At 37.3% G+C, this 23,529-nt stretch carries 21 protein-coding genes; 19 read left to right on the top strand and 2 right to left on the bottom strand.

The window, feature by feature from the left end; translation table 11 throughout:
* Positions 1-1,096 precede the first annotated feature (1,096 nt).
* Both ACQKFG_RS09405 and ACQKFG_RS09410 read left to right on the top strand, forming a co-directional pair.
* Positions 1,097-1,483, top strand: coding sequence for a DUF192 domain-containing protein (locus ACQKFG_RS09405; protein WP_427558156.1), 387 nt, complete (start codon positions 1,097-1,099; stop codon positions 1,481-1,483).
* Between the two features lie 212 nt (positions 1,484-1,695).
* Entirely contained in the window at positions 1,696-2,148 is a 453-nt protein-coding gene (locus tag ACQKFG_RS09410; RefSeq protein ID WP_427558159.1) for a hypothetical protein, read from the top strand.
* A 914-nt stretch (positions 2,149-3,062) separates the two neighbouring features.
* On the opposite strand, the gene ACQKFG_RS09415 is transcribed toward ACQKFG_RS09410, so the two are convergent.
* Positions 3,063-4,253 (bottom strand): MFS transporter, encoded by a 1,191-nt coding sequence (locus ACQKFG_RS09415; RefSeq protein WP_369619185.1) that lies wholly within the window; start codon positions 4,251-4,253, stop codon positions 3,063-3,065.
* 646 nt (positions 4,254-4,899) lie between these two features.
* Here ACQKFG_RS09415 and ACQKFG_RS09420 point away from each other — a divergent pair.
* The 13 genes from ACQKFG_RS09420 (at position 4,900) to speD (ending at position 18,089) form a co-directional block, all read left to right on the top strand.
* Complete coding sequence (locus ACQKFG_RS09420) at positions 4,900-5,082, top strand: hypothetical protein (RefSeq protein ID WP_192204895.1); 183 nt, start codon at positions 4,900-4,902, stop codon at positions 5,080-5,082.
* A 112-nt stretch (positions 5,083-5,194) separates the two neighbouring features.
* Positions 5,195-5,326, top strand: a complete 132-nt coding sequence (locus tag ACQKFG_RS09425; RefSeq protein ID WP_228467419.1) for a DUF6254 family protein — start codon at positions 5,195-5,197, stop codon at positions 5,324-5,326.
* A gap of 899 nt (positions 5,327-6,225) precedes the next feature.
* Positions 6,226-6,909 (top strand): C40 family peptidase, encoded by a 684-nt coding sequence (locus ACQKFG_RS09430; RefSeq protein WP_342613912.1) that lies wholly within the window; start codon positions 6,226-6,228, stop codon positions 6,907-6,909.
* A gap of 661 nt (positions 6,910-7,570) precedes the next feature.
* Entirely contained in the window at positions 7,571-9,016 is a 1,446-nt protein-coding gene (locus ACQKFG_RS09435) for an alkaline phosphatase PhoX (RefSeq protein WP_427558164.1), read from the top strand.
* A gap of 57 nt (positions 9,017-9,073) precedes the next feature.
* Positions 9,074-9,301, top strand: coding sequence for a twin-arginine translocase TatA/TatE family subunit (gene tatA / locus ACQKFG_RS09440; protein WP_192204891.1), 228 nt, complete (start codon positions 9,074-9,076; stop codon positions 9,299-9,301).
* A 48-nt stretch (positions 9,302-9,349) separates the two neighbouring features.
* The gene (locus tag ACQKFG_RS09445; protein ID WP_427558167.1) at positions 9,350-10,363 is read left to right on the top strand and encodes a bifunctional metallophosphatase/5'-nucleotidase; all 1,014 of its coding nucleotides are present in this window, start codon (positions 9,350-9,352) and stop codon (positions 10,361-10,363) included.
* A gap of 811 nt (positions 10,364-11,174) precedes the next feature.
* Positions 11,175-11,402, top strand: coding sequence for a hypothetical protein (locus ACQKFG_RS09450; RefSeq protein WP_427558170.1), 228 nt, complete (start codon positions 11,175-11,177; stop codon positions 11,400-11,402).
* A gap of 880 nt (positions 11,403-12,282) precedes the next feature.
* Entirely contained in the window at positions 12,283-13,458 is a 1,176-nt protein-coding gene (locus tag ACQKFG_RS09455) for an acyl-CoA dehydrogenase family protein (RefSeq protein ID WP_427558173.1), read from the top strand.
* A 204-nt stretch (positions 13,459-13,662) separates the two neighbouring features.
* Positions 13,663-14,817: a betaine/proline/choline family ABC transporter ATP-binding protein gene (locus ACQKFG_RS09460; RefSeq protein WP_427558176.1), complete on the top strand. Its 1,155-nt coding sequence runs from the start codon at positions 13,663-13,665 to the stop codon at positions 14,815-14,817.
* Positions 14,818-14,829: 12 nt separating this feature from the next.
* Positions 14,830-15,483 (top strand): ABC transporter permease, encoded by a 654-nt coding sequence (locus tag ACQKFG_RS09465; RefSeq protein WP_427558179.1) that lies wholly within the window; start codon positions 14,830-14,832, stop codon positions 15,481-15,483.
* A gap of 11 nt (positions 15,484-15,494) precedes the next feature.
* On the top strand, positions 15,495-16,412 hold the full coding sequence (locus ACQKFG_RS09470; protein ID WP_286182189.1) for an osmoprotectant ABC transporter substrate-binding protein: 918 nt from the start codon (positions 15,495-15,497) through the stop codon (positions 16,410-16,412).
* 17 nt (positions 16,413-16,429) lie between these two features.
* The gene (locus ACQKFG_RS09475) at positions 16,430-17,092 is read left to right on the top strand and encodes an ABC transporter permease (protein WP_192204886.1); all 663 of its coding nucleotides are present in this window, start codon (positions 16,430-16,432) and stop codon (positions 17,090-17,092) included.
* Positions 17,093-17,252: 160 nt separating this feature from the next.
* Positions 17,253-18,089 carry an adenosylmethionine decarboxylase gene (gene speD / locus ACQKFG_RS09480; protein ID WP_427558183.1) on the top strand — a complete coding sequence of 279 codons (837 nt, stop codon included), beginning with the start codon at positions 17,253-17,255 and terminating at the stop codon, positions 18,087-18,089.
* A gap of 24 nt (positions 18,090-18,113) precedes the next feature.
* Here the strand turns inward: speD and ACQKFG_RS09485 are convergent, their stop codons facing one another.
* Entirely contained in the window at positions 18,114-19,139 is a 1,026-nt protein-coding gene (locus ACQKFG_RS09485; protein ID WP_192208286.1) for a YeiH family protein, read from the bottom strand.
* A 134-nt stretch (positions 19,140-19,273) separates the two neighbouring features.
* On the opposite strand from ACQKFG_RS09485, the gene ACQKFG_RS09490 reads away from it, so the two are divergent.
* The 4 genes from ACQKFG_RS09490 (at position 19,274) to ACQKFG_RS09505 (ending at position 23,091) form a co-directional block, all read left to right on the top strand.
* Complete coding sequence (locus tag ACQKFG_RS09490; RefSeq protein ID WP_192204884.1) at positions 19,274-20,164, top strand: selenium metabolism-associated LysR family transcriptional regulator; 891 nt, start codon at positions 19,274-19,276, stop codon at positions 20,162-20,164.
* A gap of 243 nt (positions 20,165-20,407) precedes the next feature.
* On the top strand, positions 20,408-21,319 hold the full coding sequence (locus ACQKFG_RS09495; protein WP_192204883.1) for a hypothetical protein: 912 nt from the start codon (positions 20,408-20,410) through the stop codon (positions 21,317-21,319).
* A 497-nt stretch (positions 21,320-21,816) separates the two neighbouring features.
* Complete coding sequence (locus ACQKFG_RS09500; RefSeq protein WP_349728419.1) at positions 21,817-22,443, top strand: metal-dependent hydrolase; 627 nt, start codon at positions 21,817-21,819, stop codon at positions 22,441-22,443.
* A 204-nt stretch (positions 22,444-22,647) separates the two neighbouring features.
* The gene (locus ACQKFG_RS09505; protein ID WP_427558188.1) at positions 22,648-23,091 is read left to right on the top strand and encodes a C40 family peptidase; all 444 of its coding nucleotides are present in this window, start codon (positions 22,648-22,650) and stop codon (positions 23,089-23,091) included.
* Positions 23,092-23,529: the final 438 nt, after the last annotated feature.

The following is a 23,529-nucleotide window of genomic DNA, read 5'->3' on the forward strand; positions in this document are numbered from 1 at the left end:
TTCGCATTCATTAAGTAAAGAAATGCGGACCCTTTTTTGTCTATCATTAGATTAGTACTCTTTCTAAATCTAGTACCACAGCCTAATGGAGTCATAATTACCCTACTGGAATCAAGATTCCCGGTAGGCCGTCCTTAGGCCTTTCGGCGTTGAATAGGGTCCATAACCCAACATGGGTTGGGTTTGAGGTTGTGCGTGGTAGGTTAAAAGGGGCTGATGCTGATATTTATTACTATTCGACACTAATTGGAATAATGAGCATATAATATACTATTCCAATCCAATTCTCCAAATCCCCCTATTTAGTAGCCTTGCTGATACCGTATGACGTTACGTAGTACAGTTGTACAGGCCCTAGGATGGGCCTTATGAAAGGTGCTAAATGGGGAGGGTTTTTAAAAGGTTCCTTATTTGCGCTCTTGGTGAGACCATCCCTGAAGAGATAAGTCAAATAAGAAAATAACCTTTAAAGAAGAAGACATAAAACATGACACTAGAACATTTAACAACATACATAAATCGACATTCAAACAAAAGAAACTCCCCATATTTAACTCTGTCATATTATTGTTATAAAGATATATTTTAAGCGTGCATACCACCCCGACTGGTTCCTTGCCGAAATTACTAAAGTTTCTTACCTAGTGGTGATGCACATTGCTCTTTTTACTCTCTACGGAGCCTAATTTGATATTTGATCAAGTACCTTTTTAATTTTAATAGTAATCCACCCAGCATCCAAGACTTCTATTTTTAGATCAGGGACTCCTTTCATGTGCCGAGCGTTAACAACTAAAAATTCCATTTCGAAAGCATTAATAAAGTTCATGAAAGGTTTCTAAAACTACGGCTGTGCTTATATAGTTGCTGTGATGATTGAAAACAGCGTATTAAACTTAAAATCATAGAATAAGTATTAGAAGTGAAACGGTGCATGGTTAATTATTTTTTTCATCTTCTATTCGTTTTATCTCCAACATTCTTCCTTTTTAGGGAATAGACGTTTTTTTGAATAAAAAATTTTCATTCTCATGAACTTTTTTTAAAGACCTTAAATTTCTTTCCTGCTTATTAAAATATTCGAAGGTGAGTGAATATGAAAAATATAATAAAAAGAAAAATAATAAAAATACTTAGTGGAAACAAGGAAACTAGATTAACCGTTCAAGTTGCAGATACTCAAAGAAAAAGAGAAATGGGCTTAATGTTTGTTGGGAAATTACCCGAAAATGAAGGGATGTTATTTGTGTTTTCAGAAGAAGTATATGGTGGGTTTTGGATGAAAAACACATTAATTCCTTTATCTATTGCTTTTCTTGACTCAGCTGGGGAAATTCTAAAAATACTTGATATGGAGCCTTGCAAAGAGTATATATGCCCTACCTATGATCCAGAAATAGCATATCATTATGCAATTGAAGTGAATCTTGGATGGTTTGAAAAGAACCATATTAAAGTAGGGGATTATGTTTTGCTTGGTTGAATCATATCACCTCACCTTTAGTTCTTTGAGGTTAGTTTTAAATGGATACATATGTTAGTGAATAAAAAAAGTTGCTTTACTTTATTACCAGAAGCTGCTCAGCAGCTCCTCTTCTTATGCAATTAGAGAGGCAGGTTACTTGAATGAGGACTATTTATATTTAGATCATAATAAGGGTAAAATAAACCAAAATGATTGTAAGAGGTGTTAGTTTGAAACAAATTGTTTTGGGCATATTTATAATCTTAACTTTTGTCATTTCCCCTATTCAAATAAATGCAACAACTATGCCTTGTAGTATGGTATTGGAACCAATTGATAAAAAGCTTACAAATTCAAAAGGAACAGCATTAATTTATAAAGTGCAGTTGCGCCCACCAAGTTTTGCACGAACTAATGTAAGTATTCTTGGAGTACACCTTCCAGAACCATCTTCATATGGGAATTACGATAGCTATGAAGGTTTTGCTTTTATACCAGAGGAAATTAGTTGGCGTTTCAGGCTTTATCCTACTGCAGAAAAAGATAGTCCAACTTGGGCTGGAAGATTTGATGAAATTACATCGGAAATGGAAAATGTAGAAGTGCAGGTGCGCCTTTCTAATTCAAATACTGAAAAATTGGGACCCAGTATATTAAGTAGTAATATCAAAAACTGTAGGTAGCTATGGACCAGCTGGTGCTTTCGTATTCTAAGGTCAACCAGTAAAATTACTTATTGACCTTTTTTAATAGAATCTATTTTATCAGTAGACAGGGTAGGACATACGGAGGCGTAGGACTTAATCCGTTAAAGTAAATTGTCCGCCCGAAACATGTTTGAGGCTAGTTGGGACTTAAGGAGTTGGAACCGAACTTTCCTTAACTTTTGAAGTGGCAGAATGGTCAAACAGCTCATTCAGCATAAAGAAGTATTTAGTTGATACACCTGAGGAAAAGGCCAGCTACCGGAAAGAATAGAGTTATTCTCGCTTATGGAAGGTAAAATAGAAACGTATATTCCGACCTTGAAGGATGTTTCGGATGGGAATACCTCAAATTTTAACAACTTGAGTATAAAAGGGATGATTTAATATTAAGCGGGTTTCGATTAGGTAATTAATTCTAATAGAATGAAAGGATCAGGAAAATTAGAAGGAAAAACTTTCCTCATTAATCATTTGCTTCATTGGATTTACGTACTTTTAAAGAGGAAAAAATGTTCCTGGAACTTTTGCCCGATTAACTGACACATAGAAAAACCCTTCCGAAAAGGTTTTGGAGGGCTATTGGGCATGGCCAAAAATAGTAGATCATATGGGAAATAAGATTTTAGAGAAAGATATTGACATCTTATTAGCTGGTTGGTCCTATAAGAAGAATGGAAAATGATCAAACTTTTTTATAAAAAATATCATTCATTCGAATACGGTTAAGAGCATGTTTTGAATCAATCCTTTTTCAAAACATGCTCTAGCAAGATTTTTTGTATTAATTTTAATTTGATGCCACTTTGTTTCAAAACCACAATAACATTTCTCGTTTATTATGCCATTGCACGTACCAGAGGATGCATACCAAGGCGCAGATAACTTCTCTCTTATGCTAGTTTTTTTTGTTTTTGGTCTAAGCGATGACTTAGGAAAGTTAGAAGACTTGCAAAGATAGCAACCAACCCACCTACCAATGTAACATTCATCAAATTTCCCTGATGATAAACAACTCCGCCTAATGCAGAACCAAATGCGATACCGACATTGCTTGCTACTGGCATCAGTGAAGCAGCTAGTCCTGTAGCTTTTGGTTGATAAATGCCAGCTAGATCTATCAAATAAAGCTGGGTAGATGTTGTTAAAAGGATGGCCATTAATGACATTAAGCTAATATTAACCAATCCCAAGATTAAGTTATTTGTGGTCCAATATAAACTGACCAGAACAATCGCTTGAACGAGAAAAACAAACCGGAGACGTCCGATAGCATTGTGGCTGGCAATTTTACCAGCAAGAATGTTGCTGAAAATGGAAATAAATCCGTAGCCAAACAAGATTAGACTAATTGAACTGCTCGGTGCTTCCATTCCTTTCAGGATTGGAACAAGAAACGTATAAACGGCATAAGTTGCACCAAATCCAAGAGAAGGAATGAAAAAAGCCATTAAGATACGTGGGTGTGTTAACAAAGAAAATTGCTCACGCATTGAACTGCGAAATGTACTGTGCATAGTAGGCAAAATCAAGAAAGATGCCAAAAACGCAATTCCACCGAGAAAAGTCGTTAAAAGAAAGGTAGCATTCCAGTCGTACCAATCAGCGATGACAGTGCCTATTGGTACTCCAATTACATTTGCAAGAGTAAAACCACCGAAAACGAATGATATAGCTAGTCCACGTTTCGCGATTGGCATGGTTTCACTTGCAACAATCATGGCAAGTGAAATTAAAACTCCTGTTACGATCGCAGTCATCATCCGAAGAGCAAGCAGCATTATGAAGCTCGTCGATATTACGCACAAAGCATTCAGGATAATGAACGAACCTATCAAAAACAACATCCATTTACGTTTTGGAAAATGGCTTGTTGCCGACATCACGAGTGGTGTCGCAATGGCAAACGTAATGGCAAACGCAGAAACGAGTGTACCTGCTTTTGCATTTGTAATATTTAGACTCGAGGAAATATCGGTTAAGATCCCGATGATAACAAATTCGCTTGTCCCGAGAACAAATGTTAATAAAGTAAGTGTTAAAATGAGTAACCAATGTCGCTTGGATAATTCTGTGTCGTGCATAAATACCTCTTTTCTTAGATGAATGTATATGTGTCACAGGGAAGATAAACAATTTACCTATCATATCATAAAATATATTTTTGAGGAAAACCCTTGCTTGGTAATCGTTTATTATTTCTTGCTAAAAGGCTTGTACCTGAATCATTCACTGATTTTGCCGTAACCTGTTTTGTAATAGTACAAAACATAATTCAAAACGGTTTAAAAGGAAAAATCATAAGGATCTTGATGGCTAATGAAAAAAGCAAAAAACTCAAACGGGAATAATGGAAAAAGAAAGTTAAAGATAATTAGAAGAGGAAAGCTGTCAAAAATACCATGGTAGGAGACCATGCAAGATTTGATGCTAAAGTCAATAATACTTACTTTCAACATCAAGGATGGAAGGATGATAAGCAACATTTAAATGTGAAGTGTATTGTCATTAATGGTAAATCCAATTCAAGAAATTCTGGTGCTAAGTTAATTTCAAACACCTTTTAAAAACGGAATTAGGTATGTAACTTATAAAATAACCGAATCGGAACTTATTATTCACCTTGTTTTTTACCCGAATTACATGAAAGGTTCATGTTACTATCAGCTTTAATGCGGGGTATATTTCTTCTTTTTGATCTCATACTAAAGGTAAGAAGGAGGGGTATCCATGGCAAAACGAACAAAGAAAAATGATGCAGACCAAAAGAATAAACAAGGAATCAATTCAAGCAAAACTGATTCAGAATTCTCTCAAGAATTTGGCAGTGCAAACGCTAATCAAGCACATAAAGATAAAGCAAAGAAAGAAAAAGCATCTAAAAATCAAGGTGAGTGGAAAGGCATGCATTAATTAATATTTGCCAGACTCGGCCTCATGATAAGTGATGACTGCACGAGTCAATTGGTGGAGGCTTTTCATGCTTCTAACGGTATACTGAACTTTATGTAAAGGGGCAATTTAGATGACTCAATCTAAGCGACAAGAAGAACGCCAATGGAAAGATCGTAAACAATCGCAGAATCCACATGGTAAGGTTAAATCATTTGAACAATTAGCTGAAGGCATGGGCAAAAATGAATCTGAAACTAAGTAAAACTGCTTAACAATGAGAGGCTAGCCCAATGGGGCAGAGTCCCACATAATAGTGGGGGCACTGCCTTGGGGGTACCCTCTTTTTGTCGTTACCTAAATTAGTTTAAAAATGTAATCTTTATCAACAAACATAATCTCTTCGTAGCGGTTAACATAAAACATTTTATGGTAATTGATATATTAATTGGTTAAGATGATTTAGAGGTGATTTTGTTTTGGAATACACAAGTTTGTTCATCATGCTGGCAATTATCTTTTTATAGTAATGGCCAATAGGTTTTTATTTTGGTGGATAAAAGCTACAATAGTAGCTTATTATTCTGTAATTTCTTATATCTTTATAAAAACTAAAAACAAAATTGATAGACAATATGAGAATATCCTCCCTGTACCAGATATATATTGGGATAAAAATTCAGGCTGGGTTGACACGATGGCTGGATATTATTTCTGGCCTTTGGCAGTAATTCTCCTTTTTATTTATTACAAATGGTATAGAAGTGTACAAAGCAAAACAGCTAAAGGATTGGTTGTTGTTAGCTTCATTCCATCAGCTGCCATTTTTTTATTTATTACTTTTTTATTCGGGTTTGGCTACGGGTACAGACCATAAGGATAGTGCTTGTTTATTACATAGTTTGTTTCAACTTTCAATAGGTCTTAAGCAACTAACGAGTGTGTTTGCGACATAATAAGGCTGTCATTTGGCGGCCTTTTGAAAGTATGATTAATAATCAAATTCAAAATAAGAAAGAAAAAGAATGCTAGGGGTATTTTAGATATTTTGTATTTTTTTCGCACTTTATGCATAAAATTGTAATCATAATGTAAAATTAGGTAAATATGTTTGTCACTTAAAGCTGGTAAAATCAATAAAAAAGGATTTTATCGGGGGAGAAAATGAAAAAAATTATAGCATCTTTTGTAGTGTCAGGATTGTTACTATCAAATCCGTTGGTTAGTAATGCTGCATTGGGCGATCGGACGTTAAAAAGTGGTATGACCCATACCGAAGTAAAACAATTACAAGAGATATTAAAGAAAAAAGAATATTTTAAGAGTAAGAATACAACTACATATTTTGGCACGGTTACTAAAAGTGCAGTTGTAAAGTTCCAAAAAAATAAAGGTTTAAAAGCTGATGGTATTGTAGGTCCGAATACATATAAAGCATTGGGTGTAAAAAAGCAGACATCCACCGTAGCTAATGTGAATAAAGGAAGCAATAAATCTTCTGCGATAGTGAAAGAAGCAAAAAAACATTTGAATGTACGGTATGTATGGGGGGGAACTACTCCTAAAGGTTTTGATTGCAGCGGATTTCTAAAATACGTTTTCGAAAAAAGCGCAGATGTCACTTTACCAAGAACGGTATCTGAAATTTATAAAAAGGGGACAAAGGTTTCCAAACTACAAGCTGGAGATTTGGTCTTTTACGAGACTTATAAAACTGGCGCCTCACATGCTGGTATTTATATAGGGGGTAATCAATTCATACACAGCTCATCATCAAATGGCATTAGCATTACCTCCATGGATAATAGCTATTGGAAAAAAAGATATTTAGGAGCAAAAAGAATGTAATCAGAGAAAGTTGCCAGTCCTTTTTTGAGACTGGCTTTTATTTTTTAAATTGCTCTACCAGTAGGTTATGATACCGAAAGTCCTATGTGAACTTTATCAATCAATAAGGCTGCTAGCATTAAACCCCACAAACCCATACTATGCCTCAAGTTATGTGGACCAAGTCCTCCAAATGTTCAATAAGATTTTTCATTGTTATCATGGGTGGATCTATCCTCTTAAAGTGAAAAATAAAAAGACAAGTTGTCTCTCCTACCCATTCCTTATGAAACTGTTGATTTATGTTCTAATGTTAATCAGACTTTAACCGATTCCTCTATTCAATTATTTACTAGAAAAAACGGGTTAACAAGTTTTTCATCTTGGATTATTTACAAACTTTTATAAAGCTTTAATAATCTGCATCGATCTTTTTATGACAAAATCCTCATTATTTTCCCGACTATGAATCCATACCATCAATTTCCTCCTTATGCATGTTGTAAATGTGGTAATAACCTCCATTTTTTGTGTATTAACCGTGACTTTTAGCTTGTTTTTCATGCAAAGATATAAAATCACAAACAATTAACAGAACATTTAAAAAGGTTTGTTAATTTTGAGGGGAGAGTTTGCTTTAAGGAATATAGCATCCCTCAAAAAAAATTTGGAGGTAATGTTCATGATATCTAGCAATAGCGGTTTAAACAGACGTAATTTCTTAAAAGTTGGCGGAATGAGCACTTTAGCATTAACACTTGGTTCAACTGGATTATTTTCTCTTGCGGGAACTACAAAAGGGTTTGCAGTGGAATCTAGCAATCCAACAAGCGGTTTTGGTGGATATGGCCCGCTAGTAAAGGATCCAAATGGAATTCTTGATCTGCCAAGGGGATTTCATTACACAATGCTTTCACGAACTGGTGATGTCATGCCTAATGGTGACCTTGTCCCTGCTGCTCATGATGGAATGGCTGCATATAAAGGAGAGAAGGGTACAACCATACTTGTAAGAAACCATGAAAATGGGACAAATTCTGATTACCCTGTAAATGGAAAAAAACCTTGGAGTTCTGGTGCTGCGGGCGGCACAACCACATTAATCGTTGGACAAAATAATAAAGTCATTGATCAGTATGTATCAAGTTCAGGTACAATCCGTAACTGTGCGGGTGGAGCTACGACCTGGGGTACCTGGTTAACAATGGAAGAAACCCGTGATATGGGACATGGCTTTGTATTTGAAGTAAATCCGCTTGATCCTGAAAATGAAATGTCAAGAACACCGATCCGTGATATGGGTTATTTCTCTCATGAAGCTGGGCATGTTGACCCTTCAACAGGGATTTGGTATTTAACGGAAGACGCAAGTCCAAGCTTCTTGTACCGTTTTACACCACATGACCGTAGTCAAAAACTAGGTTCTCTGCAAAAGGGCGGTACACTCGAGGCAGCAGCGATTGATGAATTACCGGCTGCAGCTGCAAGTCAATTTAGTGCTAGACAAAAATTCGGGATCGTCTGGAAAAAATTAAATCCTGAAATCGCACAGCAAGACGCTAAGGAAAAAGGCTGTATTCAGTTTAGCCGCTTAGAAGGGGCTTATTTTTCTGAAGGTACCTTATGGTTCGATGATACAAGTGCAGGTTCAGCACGCCTTGGCCGTGTTTATCGCTACACACCAGCGACAAACACTTTAGAACTATTCTATGAGTCTACGGATAAAAATGATTTAGAAGCTCCAGATAACATTACAATCACTCCTTGGGGAGATCTATGGATCGCCGAAGATGGAGGCGGTAATGATCGTATTGTCGGATTGACTCCTGAAGGAAATATTTATACTTTCGCTGAAAATAGGATGAACGGTTCTGAATTTGCAGGCCCTACATTTTCTCCGGATGGAAATACTTTCTTTGTAAATATGCAAACACCCGGTATCACCTTTGCGATTTGGGGACCATTTGCACGCAGAAATTCTACCCGTAGACGAGCTATGAACCAAGCTCTGCCACCAGCAAGTCTTGCTCCTGTTGTTTCGGATAAACTTACTGCATTTGCAGATGAACAAGGTATGTCTATATTGGAAGCAGCTGCTTTAGAGCGTCATGGTATGCCAATTTTATAAGTAATCATCTCATTTTTTGAGTATGAACAAACCATCATAGTTTAGGAGGTGAGAAGATTGTTATCTAGTATCGGCATTCCCGGCCTAATTCTCATTCTAGTCATTGCGTTAATCATTTTTGGTCCTTCTAAATTACCGGAAATCGGAAGTGCTTTCGGGAAAACTTTAAATGAATTTAAAAAAGCAACAAATGATTTGATCAGTAATGACAAAGAAGTAAAAACTAACTCTGAAGAAAAAACGAAACTAGTCGCACTTGATAAAACCGAAAAGACTGGAAACTAAATAACTTGTGTCCACAATTTAATAGAGTAATTGCTTGGAGGAAATAGGATGAATAAAATGGGAATGAAGTTATTGACGGGCTGCTTTTCGCTGGCGGTGGCTGCTGCTTTTGTCGGAAAGCCCGTAACAGCAGTTGCGGAAGAAAAGCTCAAGGAGGGAGAAAAGTTTGAACTCACCATTCTCCAGACGAATGACTTTCATGGTCATTTGGATGACATCGTCACGCTGGTTGATGGAAGTATTCATCACAATTCAATTGCGAAGTATGCCACCATCATTGAAAATGTTCGCAATGAAGAGGAGAATCTGCTTCTGGTCGATGGCGGAGATGTCTTTTTGCGCGGCGAGTTTCAGGCGGGTTTAGGAGAGTTGGAGACGTCGCTTTTGAAAGCTTTGGACTATGATGCAATGGTTCTCGGAAACAACGACTTCCGCGTTTACCCTGCCGGAGAGGGCACACAGGAAAGCCGTTATGAACAGTTAAAGAATTATCACCGCAACGTGAATTTCCCCATCCTTACTGGTAATGTCATTGACAGGGAAACAGGAAAGTACATTCAGAATGTCAAGCCTTGGAAGAGTTTTTCTTTCAATGGCGTTAAAGTCGGCATGATCGGCCTTACTTCGATGAAGCCGGAAATTCGCGGTTGGAATGATGTTGCTGACCTCGATTTCATCGAACCGGTAGAAGCGTTGAATGAGTTGCTTCCTGAAGTGAGTGAAAAGTCAGACATTAATATTGTCCTTTCGCATGCCGGAAACACTGAAGACCACAAGTTGGCTCAGGTTCCAGGAGTTTCAGCGGTAATCGGCGCAGATACACACAAGGTCATCGAAACGCCCGAATACGAATTCAATGGAGAGGTGATGGTGCCCATTACTCAAGCCGGCGGAGAACAAGAACATTATTTGGGACGCCTGGATTTGACTTTTGAAGTAGTAGACGGGAAAATGACGTTGGTTGAATCCGATGGATTCCTCTACGACGTCACAAATGTCCGAGCCGATCCGGAGATACAAGAGATTATAGATGAATATCGTTCAGAGTTGAATGCACGATAATCCAAATGAAGTCTTCATAATGCTTTATCGTTTCTTTATTAATTATGCAGTATGAATGCAAGAGGTTGTGCAGAAAGTCGGTGAAAACTAACGACTGCCAGCCTTTTTTTGCGCATTACCGCCCTTTCAAAGGAGAACGTCGAACTTAGTTTAGATTTTATCTGAGTCGTTTAGCTTAATTCCGCTCCTTTTATTGTACTTAAACTACGATGAGTATTTTATTGATATCCATAAACAACCAATAATATTTTGCCCGCTGATGGTCATTATAAATAAAGAATAAGGGGCTAGTGATTTACGTGTGATTCATATCATACAGTAGATGAGGTGTCAGTTAAAGACGTTTAACTTAACTACTGGAAGCTTCATTAAAAATCGTTTCGAGCAAGGAGATGGTTCGCTTGCACGTAAAAGCAGAAAACTCATTCGATAATTATCAATTATGCTTTGAAAGTTGATAAAACTTTTAAGATATAGGGGATGGTTGCTTTGGATGGTAAACTCTAGTCAGATACCTGTATTTACTCTATTGTAGATGAGGTGTTTATCGCAGAGAATTTATGCTGATTCGAAATGAAGCAAATCCCTTTTTCAGACAGGGTGCAACTTTCAGTTGCATCCTGTTTTTATGTGTGTTCTTTTCTTGTTATCACTAGCGTGAGCATTTTAATTAAATCCTATTTACTTACTTGTTACGTTATAAAGTAAAAAAAGAACCCAATAAGGAAAAGCATAAAGGTAACAAGATGATAAAAATATAATACACTATTATCGGAGAAGACCTAAATCAAACAAAAAGGATGGGATCCTGATGGTTGATGAAAATAAGCAAAAAAACAAACGGGAACAATGGAAAAAGAAAGTCATGGATAACCTGAAGAGGGAAGCGGTCAAAAATATCATAGCAATAACGGGAGACCTAGCAAGATTAGATGCTAAAGTCAATAATACTTACACTGTATACATCAAGGATGGAAAGATGATAAAGCAACCTACAAATGGGAAGTGTGTTGTCATTAATGGAAAAGTCCAAGATTAAAATTTGTGAAGGAATAGAGAATATATATAGCGGTCGGATCACAGTAATTGGTGCATGGAAAGCTTTCAAGAGCCTTTTATGAGCACTAATTTGATTAGATTTGGTGCATTTGAGATCTATGGCCGAACAAATCGTACTTCAAACCCACATACAGGGGAAGAATTACAAATTACTGCTCCAAAAGTTTACTGCTTTTAAACACTTGATAAGGTAAAGATGCGGTTTAATGAAAAAGTAGTATAGCGTTAAAGAATACTCTGGGATGAGATATACTCCAGAGTATTTTTTTTATGTAAAGTTTAGGTTATATACTTTCGCACCTGTTTTTACATAGTTAAGTGCTGTAGCTTCAATATAAAATGAGCAGGACGTACAGGTACGTGGGACATGCTTTCGTAAAGAAAACTTTCCGCCCCCTACTTGTAGAAACATGTTGGAGGTTGGCTGGAATTAGATATCGTATAACAAGCGAAGCTATGACACTGCAGGGGGGGGCAGGGGTATTGGTTAATAAGCAGAGGAGAAACAAAGGTTTTAACATCCTATAGCTGGTTTATTTGTTTAACAGCCCGTTAAAGTACCCATTTTAATCGGTAATAAAAAAGAATTTTTGCTAAATTAGTACAAATATATTCCAAAAACGACCTCGACAGAATATATGATAAAACCATATCCAAAGCAGTTAAGTAATAAACAAAAAGATTTAAAATGGGGAAAACTAGATTTTTAAAAGGGAATTCAATACTTTTGTTGAACAAGAATATTGTGGGTCATTTTAACAGTTTGATATATGCTAATGTAACCGTTTACAACGATATATTTAACTTGATCATGTTAATGGATTATAAGTACAAAATCGTTAGAGAATGGAGGTTAACCCATGGTTAGCAAGATGGAGATAAATAAGGATGATTCTCGTTCCTTCCTAACGGAAGAACACTTATTATTTAAACAATCAATTCGTGAATTTCTCGCCAAGGAGGCTGTCCCCTTTTATGATCAATGGGAAAAGGAGGGGGGAATACCTTGCTCCTTTTGGAAAAAGATTGGAGACAATGGATTTTTATGTCCGTGGCTTGATGTGGACTTTGGTGGAATAGGAGCAGATTTTGGATATTCAGTTGTGCTGGCAGAGGAATTGGAAATGGTTGGATCAGCGTTAGGAGGAATATCCATTCATTCTGATGTTGTAGCCCCTTATATTTCTTCATTTGGAACAATAGATCAGAAACAAAGATATTTACCGAAATTCATTACAGGTGAATTGATTTCAGCTTTTGCATTGACAGATCCGGGAATGGATTCGGAATTAGGGGATATCCAAACCACTGCGATTAGGAAAGATGGGTATTATATTGTCAATGGAGCCAAAACGTTTGTCACAAATGGCTTTAAGGCCGACTTCATGATTGTGGCATGCAAAACTGATCTTAATGCTGTTCATTCCCAGGGCGGGATCAGCTTGCTGATCATTGATAAAGATACACCAGGTTTTTCACGGGGTAGGAAGCTTGGTAAAACAGGACAGGGATGCTTAGACACAGCCGAACTATTTTTCGATGATGCTTCAGTTCCTGTTGGCAACCTCCTTGGGGAGGAAGGGAAGGGTCTCTCTTATATCATGCAAAAACTGCAGCAGGAAAGACTAATGTGTGCGATCGGGTCTTTAATGGCGGCAAAAGAAATGCTTCACTTAACGATGAATTTTATAAGAGGACGAAAAGCATTTGATAAGAAAATAAGTAAATATAAAAATGCACAGTTTACCATTGCTGAAATAGCGACAGATATTCATCTGGGAAGAACATTTGTTGATGGTTTGATCTGTAAACATATGACTGGGGCGAATATGATAGCTGAAGTATCGATGGCTAAATATTGGATAACGGAGATGTCTAAGCGAATATCTGATAAGTGCATGCAATTACATGATGGCTACGGAAATATAGGAGACGATAAAATTGCCCAGCGTCACCGGGATATTCCTTTGACAACTTTCTTTACAGGGACAGATGAAACCGTAAAAACCCTTATTTCTAAAAATATTGGATTTTAATTCATCTTTAATTTTATATATCTTTTAACTACCTCATTTTAAATGAGGTAGTTTTTGGCATTAGTTCAATATAATTCCAATGAACTAGTTTTTTTAAAATAAAAGGTTTATACATTTTGTTAAATGGGTACAAGAGACTGTGCAAATGAAAATTAACATATTTGTAAAATTTGTAATTTTATGCAACTGATGGAGGTGCTTGTTATGTTAAAAATCGAAAATGTATCGAAAATCTATAAGGGAGGAAAGAAAGCTGTAAAAAATATATCATTGGATATTAAAAAAGGGGAGTTCATTTGTTTTATTGGTCCGAGTGGTTGCGGTAAGACAACGACAATGAAAATGATTAACCGTCTTATCGAACCGTCGGAAGGCAAGATACTTATTAATGGTGAAAATATACTGGATAAAGATCCAGTCGAGCTAAGAAGACAGATAGGGTACGTTATCCAGCAAATCGGACTTTTCCCTCACATGACGATTCTTGAAAATATCACCCTCGTTCCAAAGCTTCTCAAGTGGAATGAACTGAAGAAAAAGGAACGCGCACTGGAATTGCTTCAGCTTGTTGATATGGGTCCTGAATACTTGGAAAGGTATCCTTACGAATTGAGCGGCGGGCAGCAACAAAGGATAGGCGTTCTCAGAGCACTAGCTTCAAATCCTCCACTCATTTTAATGGATGAACCTTTTGGCGCCCTAGATCCAATCACCCGCGATGCCCTTCAGGAGGAATTTAAAAATCTACAGCGCACACTTGATAAAACAATTGTTTTTGTTACCCATGATATGGATGAGGCCATTAAACTAGCCGACAGGATTGTCATCTTAAGAGCTGGTGAAATCGTCCAAGTGGGAACACCGGATGAAATTCTCAGAAACCCAGCCAATGAGTTTGTAGAAGAATTCATCGGCAAAGATCGCCTGCTTCAAACAAGACCGAATGTTGAGTTGGTTGAACAGATCATGAGTCGACACCCAATATCCATTACAGAGGAAAAATCGCTTACAGATGCAATTACGATCATGCGCAAGAAACGGGTAGATTCTTTACTTGTGGTCGATGAGCAAAATGTGTTGAAAGGGTTCGTGGATGTTGAAACGATCAGTGAATATCGTAAAAAGGCTAAATATATCAGTGAAGTAATCAATACTGAAGTCTATTCAGTGAAACAGGATACTTTAATCCGCGATTCCGTTCAGAAGATTTTAAAACGAGGATTCAAATACGTGCCGGTAGTTGACCACAATAAACATTTGGTCGGAATCGTCACTAGGGCTACATTGGTGGACATCGTATATGACAGCATCTGGGGAGAAGAAGAAAATCAAATGGAAGAAATGGCAGAAATGATTTAGGAGGTGAATGAGATGGAAACTTTGCTCGATTTTTTACAAACGAACTGGCAAGAATTGGTTTATAAAGCGTGGGAGCACTTATATATATCCTTGATCGCTGTTTTCCTTGGAATAATAGTTGCCGTACCACTAGGGATCATGTTGACGCGAATGAAAAGGACCTCTTCGATAATAATCGGAATGGCAAACATTATGCAGACATTGCCGAGCTTAGCGGTACTAGCCTTTTTCATTCCTTTCCTCGGAGTTGGGAAAACACCCGCAATCATTGCGTTATTTTTCTATTCCGTTTTACCCATTCTCAGAAATACATACACAGGCATTAAAGGCGTAAATGAAAATCTTCTGGAATCCGGACGCGGAATCGGGATGACAAGCTGGGAGAGAATTCGTCTGGTTGAATTCCCGCTTGCGCTTTCCGTCATTATGGCTGGCATCCGTACGGCTTCCGTCTATTTAATTGGATGGGCCACCTTAGCTTCCTTTATTGGAGGCGGGGGACTTGGAGATTACATTTTTATCGGTTTGAATTTATACCAAACAGAATATATCATCGCAGGTGCAGTTCCGGTAATCATCATGGCTATCCTGGTGGATTATGTATTCTCGATCATTGAACGAAAAGTCGTACCAAAAGGTTTGAAAGGTATGAAGGAAGTTGCTTGAGGAGGATTACCATGTATAAAAAAATGAGACGTACAATTTTCATGACCCTTTTAGTTTGTTCATTAGTGATCACCGGGTGCTCCTTGCCTGGTTTAGGGTCATCTTCTGAAACTACTGTAAAAATCGGTGCCCAAAGCATGACCGAATCCGAGATCTTGGCGAACATGATCGCTCAACTCCTTGAAAGGAATACGGAAGTTGATACGAAAATCATTAAAAATCTAGGGTCCAATTTCGTTCAGCAAAAGGCGATGGAGACCGGTGATATAGACATAGCCGCAACTCGATATACAGGGACTGATTTAACGAGTGTGCTGGGGCAGGAAATTGAAAAGGATCCAGTAAAGGCGATGGAAATCGTTCAAAGGGAATTCAAAGAACAATATGGGTTCAAATTTTTTGATTCTTACGGATTCGATAACACTTATGCCTTTACGATTTCAAATGAATTGGCAGAGGAAAAGGGGTATCAGAAAATATCGGATTTGGAAAAGGATGCAGATAATTTAAGGTTAGGTGTAGACAGTGCCTGGCTGAAAAGAAAAGGCGATGGTTATAAAGGGTTCGTCGATACATATGGATTGGAATTTGGGGAAACTTATCCGATGCAGATTGGCTTGGTATACGATGCAGTCAAAAATGGTCAGATGGATATTGTCCTTGCATACTCCTCAGATGGACGGATTAAGGTTAATGATTTGAAGCTTTTGGAAGATGATAAACAATATTTCCCTCCATATGACTGTTCACCGGTCGTTACCGAAGAATTATTGGAACGATATCCTGAAATTGAAGAGGAGCTTAACAAGTTAATTGGTGAAATCACTACTGAAACCATGCAGGAACTGAACTATGAAGTGGATGGGAACTTGAAGGAACCATCGGTCGTAGCATCGGAATTCCTTAAAGCACATAAATACTTTGAATAAATGGGAGGTGCACACTAATGGAAACCTTGCAACAGCTGGGAACTTATTATTCCCAAAATTGGATGTATGTACTTACTGAATTTTATCGCCACTTTTTAATGTCCGCCTATGGAGTTTTATTTGCAGCAATAGTAGCCATCCCGATAGGCATTTTCATCGCGAAACATAAGAAATTGAGCAATTGGGTATTTTCAATAACGAATGTCATACAAACCACACCAGCATTGGCTATGCTCGCTCTCCTGATGCTAGTAATGGGGTTAGGAACAAATACGGTTATCTTATCATTGTTTTTATATTCCTTACTGCCAATCTTGAGGAACACTTATGTCGGAATTACAAGTATCGATCATGCTTATTTAGAATCTGGCAAGGCAATGGGAATGACGAAGATCCAGTTACTAAGAATGGTCGAACTGCCATTATCTCTGTCTGTCATCATGGCTGGCTTACGTACAGCGCTTGTCGTTGCAATTGGAGTAACCGCGGTCGGTACATTCGTAGGCGCGGGCGGACTGGGGGATATCATTGTCAGGGGAACAAATGCTTCAAATGGAACGGCAATCATACTTGCAGGAGCAATTCCGACGGCATTGATGGCCATTCTCTCAGATCTGATACTAGGATGGCTGGAACGAATTCTTTCACCGATAAAAAAGAAAAAAACTCATACTGCCTAAATCAAAAGAGCCATTGCATGTTAATGCAATGGCTCTTCCTTGGCCAGAAATGACAATTACCGATTGGAAGTCAGAAGCTCAGACTGGCAGACTTAGTTTTTTATTTCAGAAAAAGGGTAACTATAAGGGTAGTCGTAAAAAAATATAAGGGGAATCAATCATGAAACTTACACCAGAGCAACGTATTGAACTTCATGGCTTTAATAATCTTACGAAATCTTTAAGCTTTAATATGTATGATATATGTTATACAAAAACGAGGGAAGAGAGAGAGGCCTACCTGGATTATATCGATGAACAATATAATGCAGAGCGGCTTTCGAAGATCTTGCACAATGTTTCTGATTTAATAGGGGCACATGTTTTAAATACGGCCAAACAGGATTATGTACCTCAAGGAGCAAGTGTAACGATTCTTGTTTCAGAAGGTCCTGTCGTAGAAGTACCTACAGGAACTTATGAAGAATCACCAGGGCCTTTACCTGATAATGTGGTCATGCAACTGGATAAAAGCCATATTACCGTACATACATATCCTGAATTCCATCCAAATGAAGGCATTAGCACATTCAGGGCCGATATCGATGTCTCTACTTGTGGGGAAATATCACCTCTTAAAGCCCTTAATTATCTCATTCATTCCTTCGATACCGACATTATCACGATCGATTATCGAGTAAGAGGCTTTACGAGAGATAAAGATGGGCGGAAATTGTTCATTGATCAAGATATTAATTCCATTCAAAACTATATTCCTGATGAAGTGAAGGGTTTATATGACATGATTGATGTGAATGTATACCAGGAAAATATATTCCATACAAAATGTAAGCTGAAAAGATTCGATATTAATAATTACCTATTCGGCTATACAGAGGAAAAACTGAATACAGAAGAAAGGCAAGAAATTATAGAAAGGCTTCGAACGGAGATGGATGAAATTTTTTACGGTGCCAATATTCCGCATCCAATAGAAAAAAACAAGCATGCCGATTAAGGGATGCTTGTTTTAATCTAAAACTTAATTTAAATGGAATACGTGAACTAATACATACCCGAGACAAGTCAATAATATAGAGCCGATCAGTCCAGCTATAAAAGGTTTACCGCCATATTTCCTAAAGGTGACGAGGTCAATATTCAATCCTAGTCCTGCCATGGCCATAGCCATGAGGATATAGGAAAGCATAACAAGTTTATCGGCTATGGTTTCAGGAACTGCACCTGTAGAATAAAGGGCACTCATTAACAAAAATCCAAAAATAAACCAAGGTATTTGTATGGACTTCCAGGAAAATCTCTTTCCGTTTTCTCTTGATCGATCTTTCCAATTCATGATGAATCCGATTAAAATGGCAACGGGAATGAGCAGAGCCACCCTTGTCAATTTGACCACGACTGCCAAGTCGACTGCCTCATTTCCCCCTGGCGCCGCTGCAGCGATCACGTGAGCGATTTCATGGAGTGTCGCACCCGAGAATATACCATATCCTTGATCGGATAACTCCAATAATGGATATAGGATTGTATAACCGAAAGTGAAGGTTGTACCTAAAACAGCAACCGTCGCTACGGCTATTGCTGTATCTTTTTCTTTTGCTTTTATTTGGGAGGAAATTGCCAAGATGGCAGCAGCGCCACAAATTCCCGTTCCGCAAGCTGTCAATATGCCTAGCTTTTTCTCAACTTTAAAAAGACGGGTCAATCCATAAACTACCAATATAGCAAATCCAAGACAAATGGCACCCACTGCAAATGTTTTCGGACCGGCATTAAATATATCCTTTAGATTCAGGCGCATTCCCAATAGGATAATGCCCATTCTCAAAAGGACTTTACTTGAATAATTTGTCCCTGAAACGGTGTAAGCTGGGACTCCAATGATCGCTTTCCATACAACACCAATCAGTATCGCAATGACTAACTGTCCCATTATATGAAGGAATGGAAGCTCCGCTAAGTATTTTGCAGCAATGGCGATTAGCAAAGTCAATGCTATTCCTTTTGTAAATCCAAGTTTTTTAGTTTCTACGTTTGTTTGTTCCAGTGTGATCACTCCATCTTTGTTGATGCCTTAACTTTAAAGCTAAATTAAAAATAAGTGAAATATATTTTTGCTATTTCAAAGATTACTTTTACTTATGATAAAATGAAACACATAAATAAATAAGGGAGGTTGCCATGGATCCGTTAAAAGTATTCGTCACCGTAATCGAACAGAAAAACTTTTCAAGAGCAGGGGACATTCTGAACTTGTCGCAGCCGGGAGTCAGTCTTCACATAAGAAATCTGGAAAATGAGTTAGGGACGAAATTAATTTATCGTTCTCCCAAACAAGTACAAATAACAGAGCCGGGAAAAATTTTGTATAGACATGCTAAGCAAATGCTTGATCATTATGAGACAGCAATAAGAGAAATAAATGAATTTAATAACGTGGTTAGCGGAACGATGAAAATAGGTGCAAGCTTCACGATAGGGGAATACTACCTGCCAAAAGTTTTAGCGGAATTTGCGGCTCAATATCCGATGGTGGACATACAAATCATCATCTCGAATTCAAATGAAGTCATACAAGGTATACGTTCGAATAAGCTTGATATAGGCTTGATTGAAGGTGAAACGAATTATAAGGATATTGATGTCAGACCATTCATGAATGACGAGATGATTGTCGTCGTCCCCCCGGTTCATCCACTTTCACAAATGGATCTCATCGAGGGCACATTGCTTCAAAACCAAACATGGGTGCTCAGGGAGCAAGGATCGGGAACCCGTACATATTCAGATAAACTTCTGAGTAGCCTGGAGTTAAACATAAAGAAAACGTTTATTTTCACCAGTATCCAAGGAGTGAAAGAAGCGGTGATGGCTGGGCTTGGCATTGCCCTGTTATCTCGATTGACTGTACAAAAAGAACTGAGGTCCAATGAATTGAAAACCTTTCATTTGAAAAATGAGCCCATTATAAGGCCTTTTTCAATCGTGAAAAAGTTAGACCTTGAAGCCTCAAAAGCCATGGAGCTGTTTTTAAGGAAGGTCGAAGAATTTGCGATAAAGGGGCCGTCCTAAATAAATCACCTTAACTTTTGCTCATCCTTTCATTTTCAATGAAGAGGTTGGGCATTTTTAACGACGAAATATTTTTAATTTTAATGAAAACGTCGAAAGTATTTTGGAATATGTCAATAATTATACGAATTTTATGTATTTTCACACAATTACAATCATATAAATTAAATAGATAGTCTCCAGGAATTTCTAAGTCCCTGTAGACTTTTCCTGATATTAATAATCTTAAAAGGAGAAACCACATTGGCTATAGAGGAGCAGAAAGATAAGCGGATTTCTGTTTTCGACAGGATTATAGGATTCATGCCAAAATTTTATGTGATCGGGACAATTTTAATTTTTGTTTATACGCTAGTTGCAATGGCTCAATTAGGGATCCAAACTTTGAAAAAGCCAGAGGAAGCCGTTGGTCCTGCCACAAATCCCCCAATCTCTCAGGGCTTTGAACATACATTGATATCGTTAATCATCGAACCGATCGTAACGTCTGAATTTTATCAAATCATCTTTAACACGTTATTTCTTTACCTTGTTTGGATATTGCTTTTCCTATTAGCACCGATTGCTTTTTACCGTTTAAAACACTTTAAATTTTTTAATATTGAAATTGAAATTGAAAAACAAGATGCAGCCGTTTATGAAGTATTCAGCATGAGCAGTTCAAAAATGAAATTTGCTGCGTATTTAACATCCGAGGAATATCAATTGGAGATATCAGAGGAAATTGCAAACAGCAAGGACTTTAAAACTCCCTTAATCTATACATTGGACTGTGCCATAGAGTTTTATTCCAATCAATTAGGACTTTCATTTACCTACGATATCTATACACTGAACCAGTTCAAAAAAGCAAAGCTGCCTAAATCCATCAAAGCGATGCTTGATAAATCCATTCAAACCGGCGATCCATGCATTTCGAATAAAAGCAATAGTGATAGTGAATATTACAAGAACTTTCTTATCCATTATTTCGAAAACATGGAAGGGAAATTTGTCACTGTTTTAAATAGTTACCAAACTGAATTCGATACATTCGATAAATCACTGCTTAAGATCCTGCAAAATGTCATATACGATTACTATTTACAGTTTCACTATATTTACGATACGAGTGAGAAGCTGGAAAAGAATGAAACGATCTCCCATAATAATTAAAAAAACCACCCTACAAGTGGTTATTTTTTTTGGAAAGGTGATTGTTAATTATATTCTGGACAATTTCATTATTCCCGATGAGCTCAGACGATTTCTTTACGTGTTGTTCCCGAAAATCCATGTTTTTTATTTTCTTGGACTTTTTCCCATTTTTAAAATTATTAAAGGCATTTAAAAAGGCTATCTGAATCACTCCCCTTATAGATTAGTATATTCATATGATGGATAAAATTTCATGAAAAACTACAATTTATAGAAAAATATTTTGCGGTTTTATGTGATGAAAATTACTTAAAAAACTATTAAAGACTTTCTGGAAAAAGTGATTTTAATTTAGAATGAGGGATTTTCAAGCTCAAATTATTGGTTACTACGGCTTTTTTATAAAAAATAAAGAAATTCCCCCAAAAATATTGTATAGTTAGAATACAGAGCTTCGAACAAACATTCGTTTCTTGGGAACAGAGATTACTTCTTAGTGGGACAGGAGAGAGACAGTGAACGGTACAGCACACATGGCATTAGGGGCAACAGTTGGATTCTTGACAGCAAACACGCTTCAAACAGATCCAACCACCACTTTATTCTTGGTTGGCATTGGGGGAGTTTCAGGCCTTATGCCCGATATGGATATTGATGGGAAGTTAAGTAATAGGATTACTTTTTCCCATAAGTTTATTCGAACGATAGCACAAACGATTGGGATACTAATGATCATTTATAGTCTTTTTGAAGGCTCTGAAACGGAAAAATGGATCGGTGTAGGGGCAGGAATCGGAATCATCATCATTTCATCTTTCATCAGACAACGGCATATGTTGACCTTGACCGGATTAGCGGTTTTAGGCGGCGGTTTATCTTTGCAGGAAAGCTGGCTGTGGCTGTTAGGAGTTTATATTATCATAGCTTCGTTTACACCACATAGAAGTTATACACATTCGATTGCAGGTATCGCTTTCTTTGGCATCATTGCCCATCAATTCGAAGCCTTTATGGGGATAGACGGAATTTTCACTACTTGTTTATTAGGATACATAAGTCATTTAATTGCAGATTTGAAATGTTTACCTTTTAACAAACGTGGGGTAAAGTTATTTCTTCCATTTTTCTCAAAAGAATTTTGACAGTGGTTTCCTTACCACTGTTTTTTCTATTAGGTAGAGTAACTTTAAATTGAAGGGACACTTGATTCGACTTTTTTTATGTTTTATATGGTCATTCTTCCTGAATCTACTAAATGTAACATTTTTGTAAAGATCCTGTGATGCGAGTGATATACCTTTTCTAGTATATTAAGTTTAGCAAATTGCATCAGGGGGTAAAATGATTTGTTTAAGAAAATTGTCGTTGGATTGTCATTGGCTATCATGCTTGTAACCGCATCTTTTGCTGGGGACCCGGTGGAAGCTGCTTCATATCATACAAAAGCGATTAAAGTGGCTAAAAGTGAATTAGGTACCAAATATAAAATGGGTGGCATTTCTTCTTCAGGATTTGATTGCTCCGGTTTAGTGAAGTATTCATACCAAAAGGCTGGTAAGAATTTACCAAGAACCGCTGCTGACATATATATAAAAGGAAAGAAAGTTAAAAGTCTGCAAAAAGGTGACTTACTGTTTTTTGCACCAAATAAAGCGAAAAAACCTACACATGTGGCTATATACATAGGAAACAATGAATTCATACACTCATCATCATCTAAAGGAGTTTCATACGCTAAGACCAATAATAGTTATTGGAAGCCAAAGTATATTGGTGCTAAACGTATATAATAGAAGGAAATCAACCTTAATATAAAGAACAAAGAGACTCAATGATGTCTCTGACTGCAGGCAAACTCGAAATAATTGAGTGTGTCTGCAGTTTTTTTTATTAAAAACGTTCAAAGTCCTTTTAAGAAATCCCTCCCTTTCCGCCGACTGTCTGCCAAGCCTCATCAAAGCAAGCGTCGTGGGATCTTTGCTAGCCAGTTTCTTCAATCTAATAGATCAGGATGAGACTAACCCTGGCCCTTGTTGTTTACAAAAAGAGACTTTAATTGAAGTGAACCCAAAAAGTTAGACACTTTATTTAATTAGGCAACCTTGAGGGCATGAACCCGGTAATCTACTGGGTTCATGCCTTTCTTACGATTAGTCAATGTCTTTGTTTGAATTAATTTATTAGTATTTAGAATGTACAGAGTGTTCAGGTTTACTAATAATAATTGG

Origin of the sequence: Peribacillus sp. NPDC076916 (genome assembly GCF_050269675.1) — a bacterium.
In the GTDB taxonomy this organism is placed as follows: domain Bacteria; phylum Bacillota; class Bacilli; order Bacillales; family DSM-1321; genus Peribacillus; species Peribacillus aracenensis.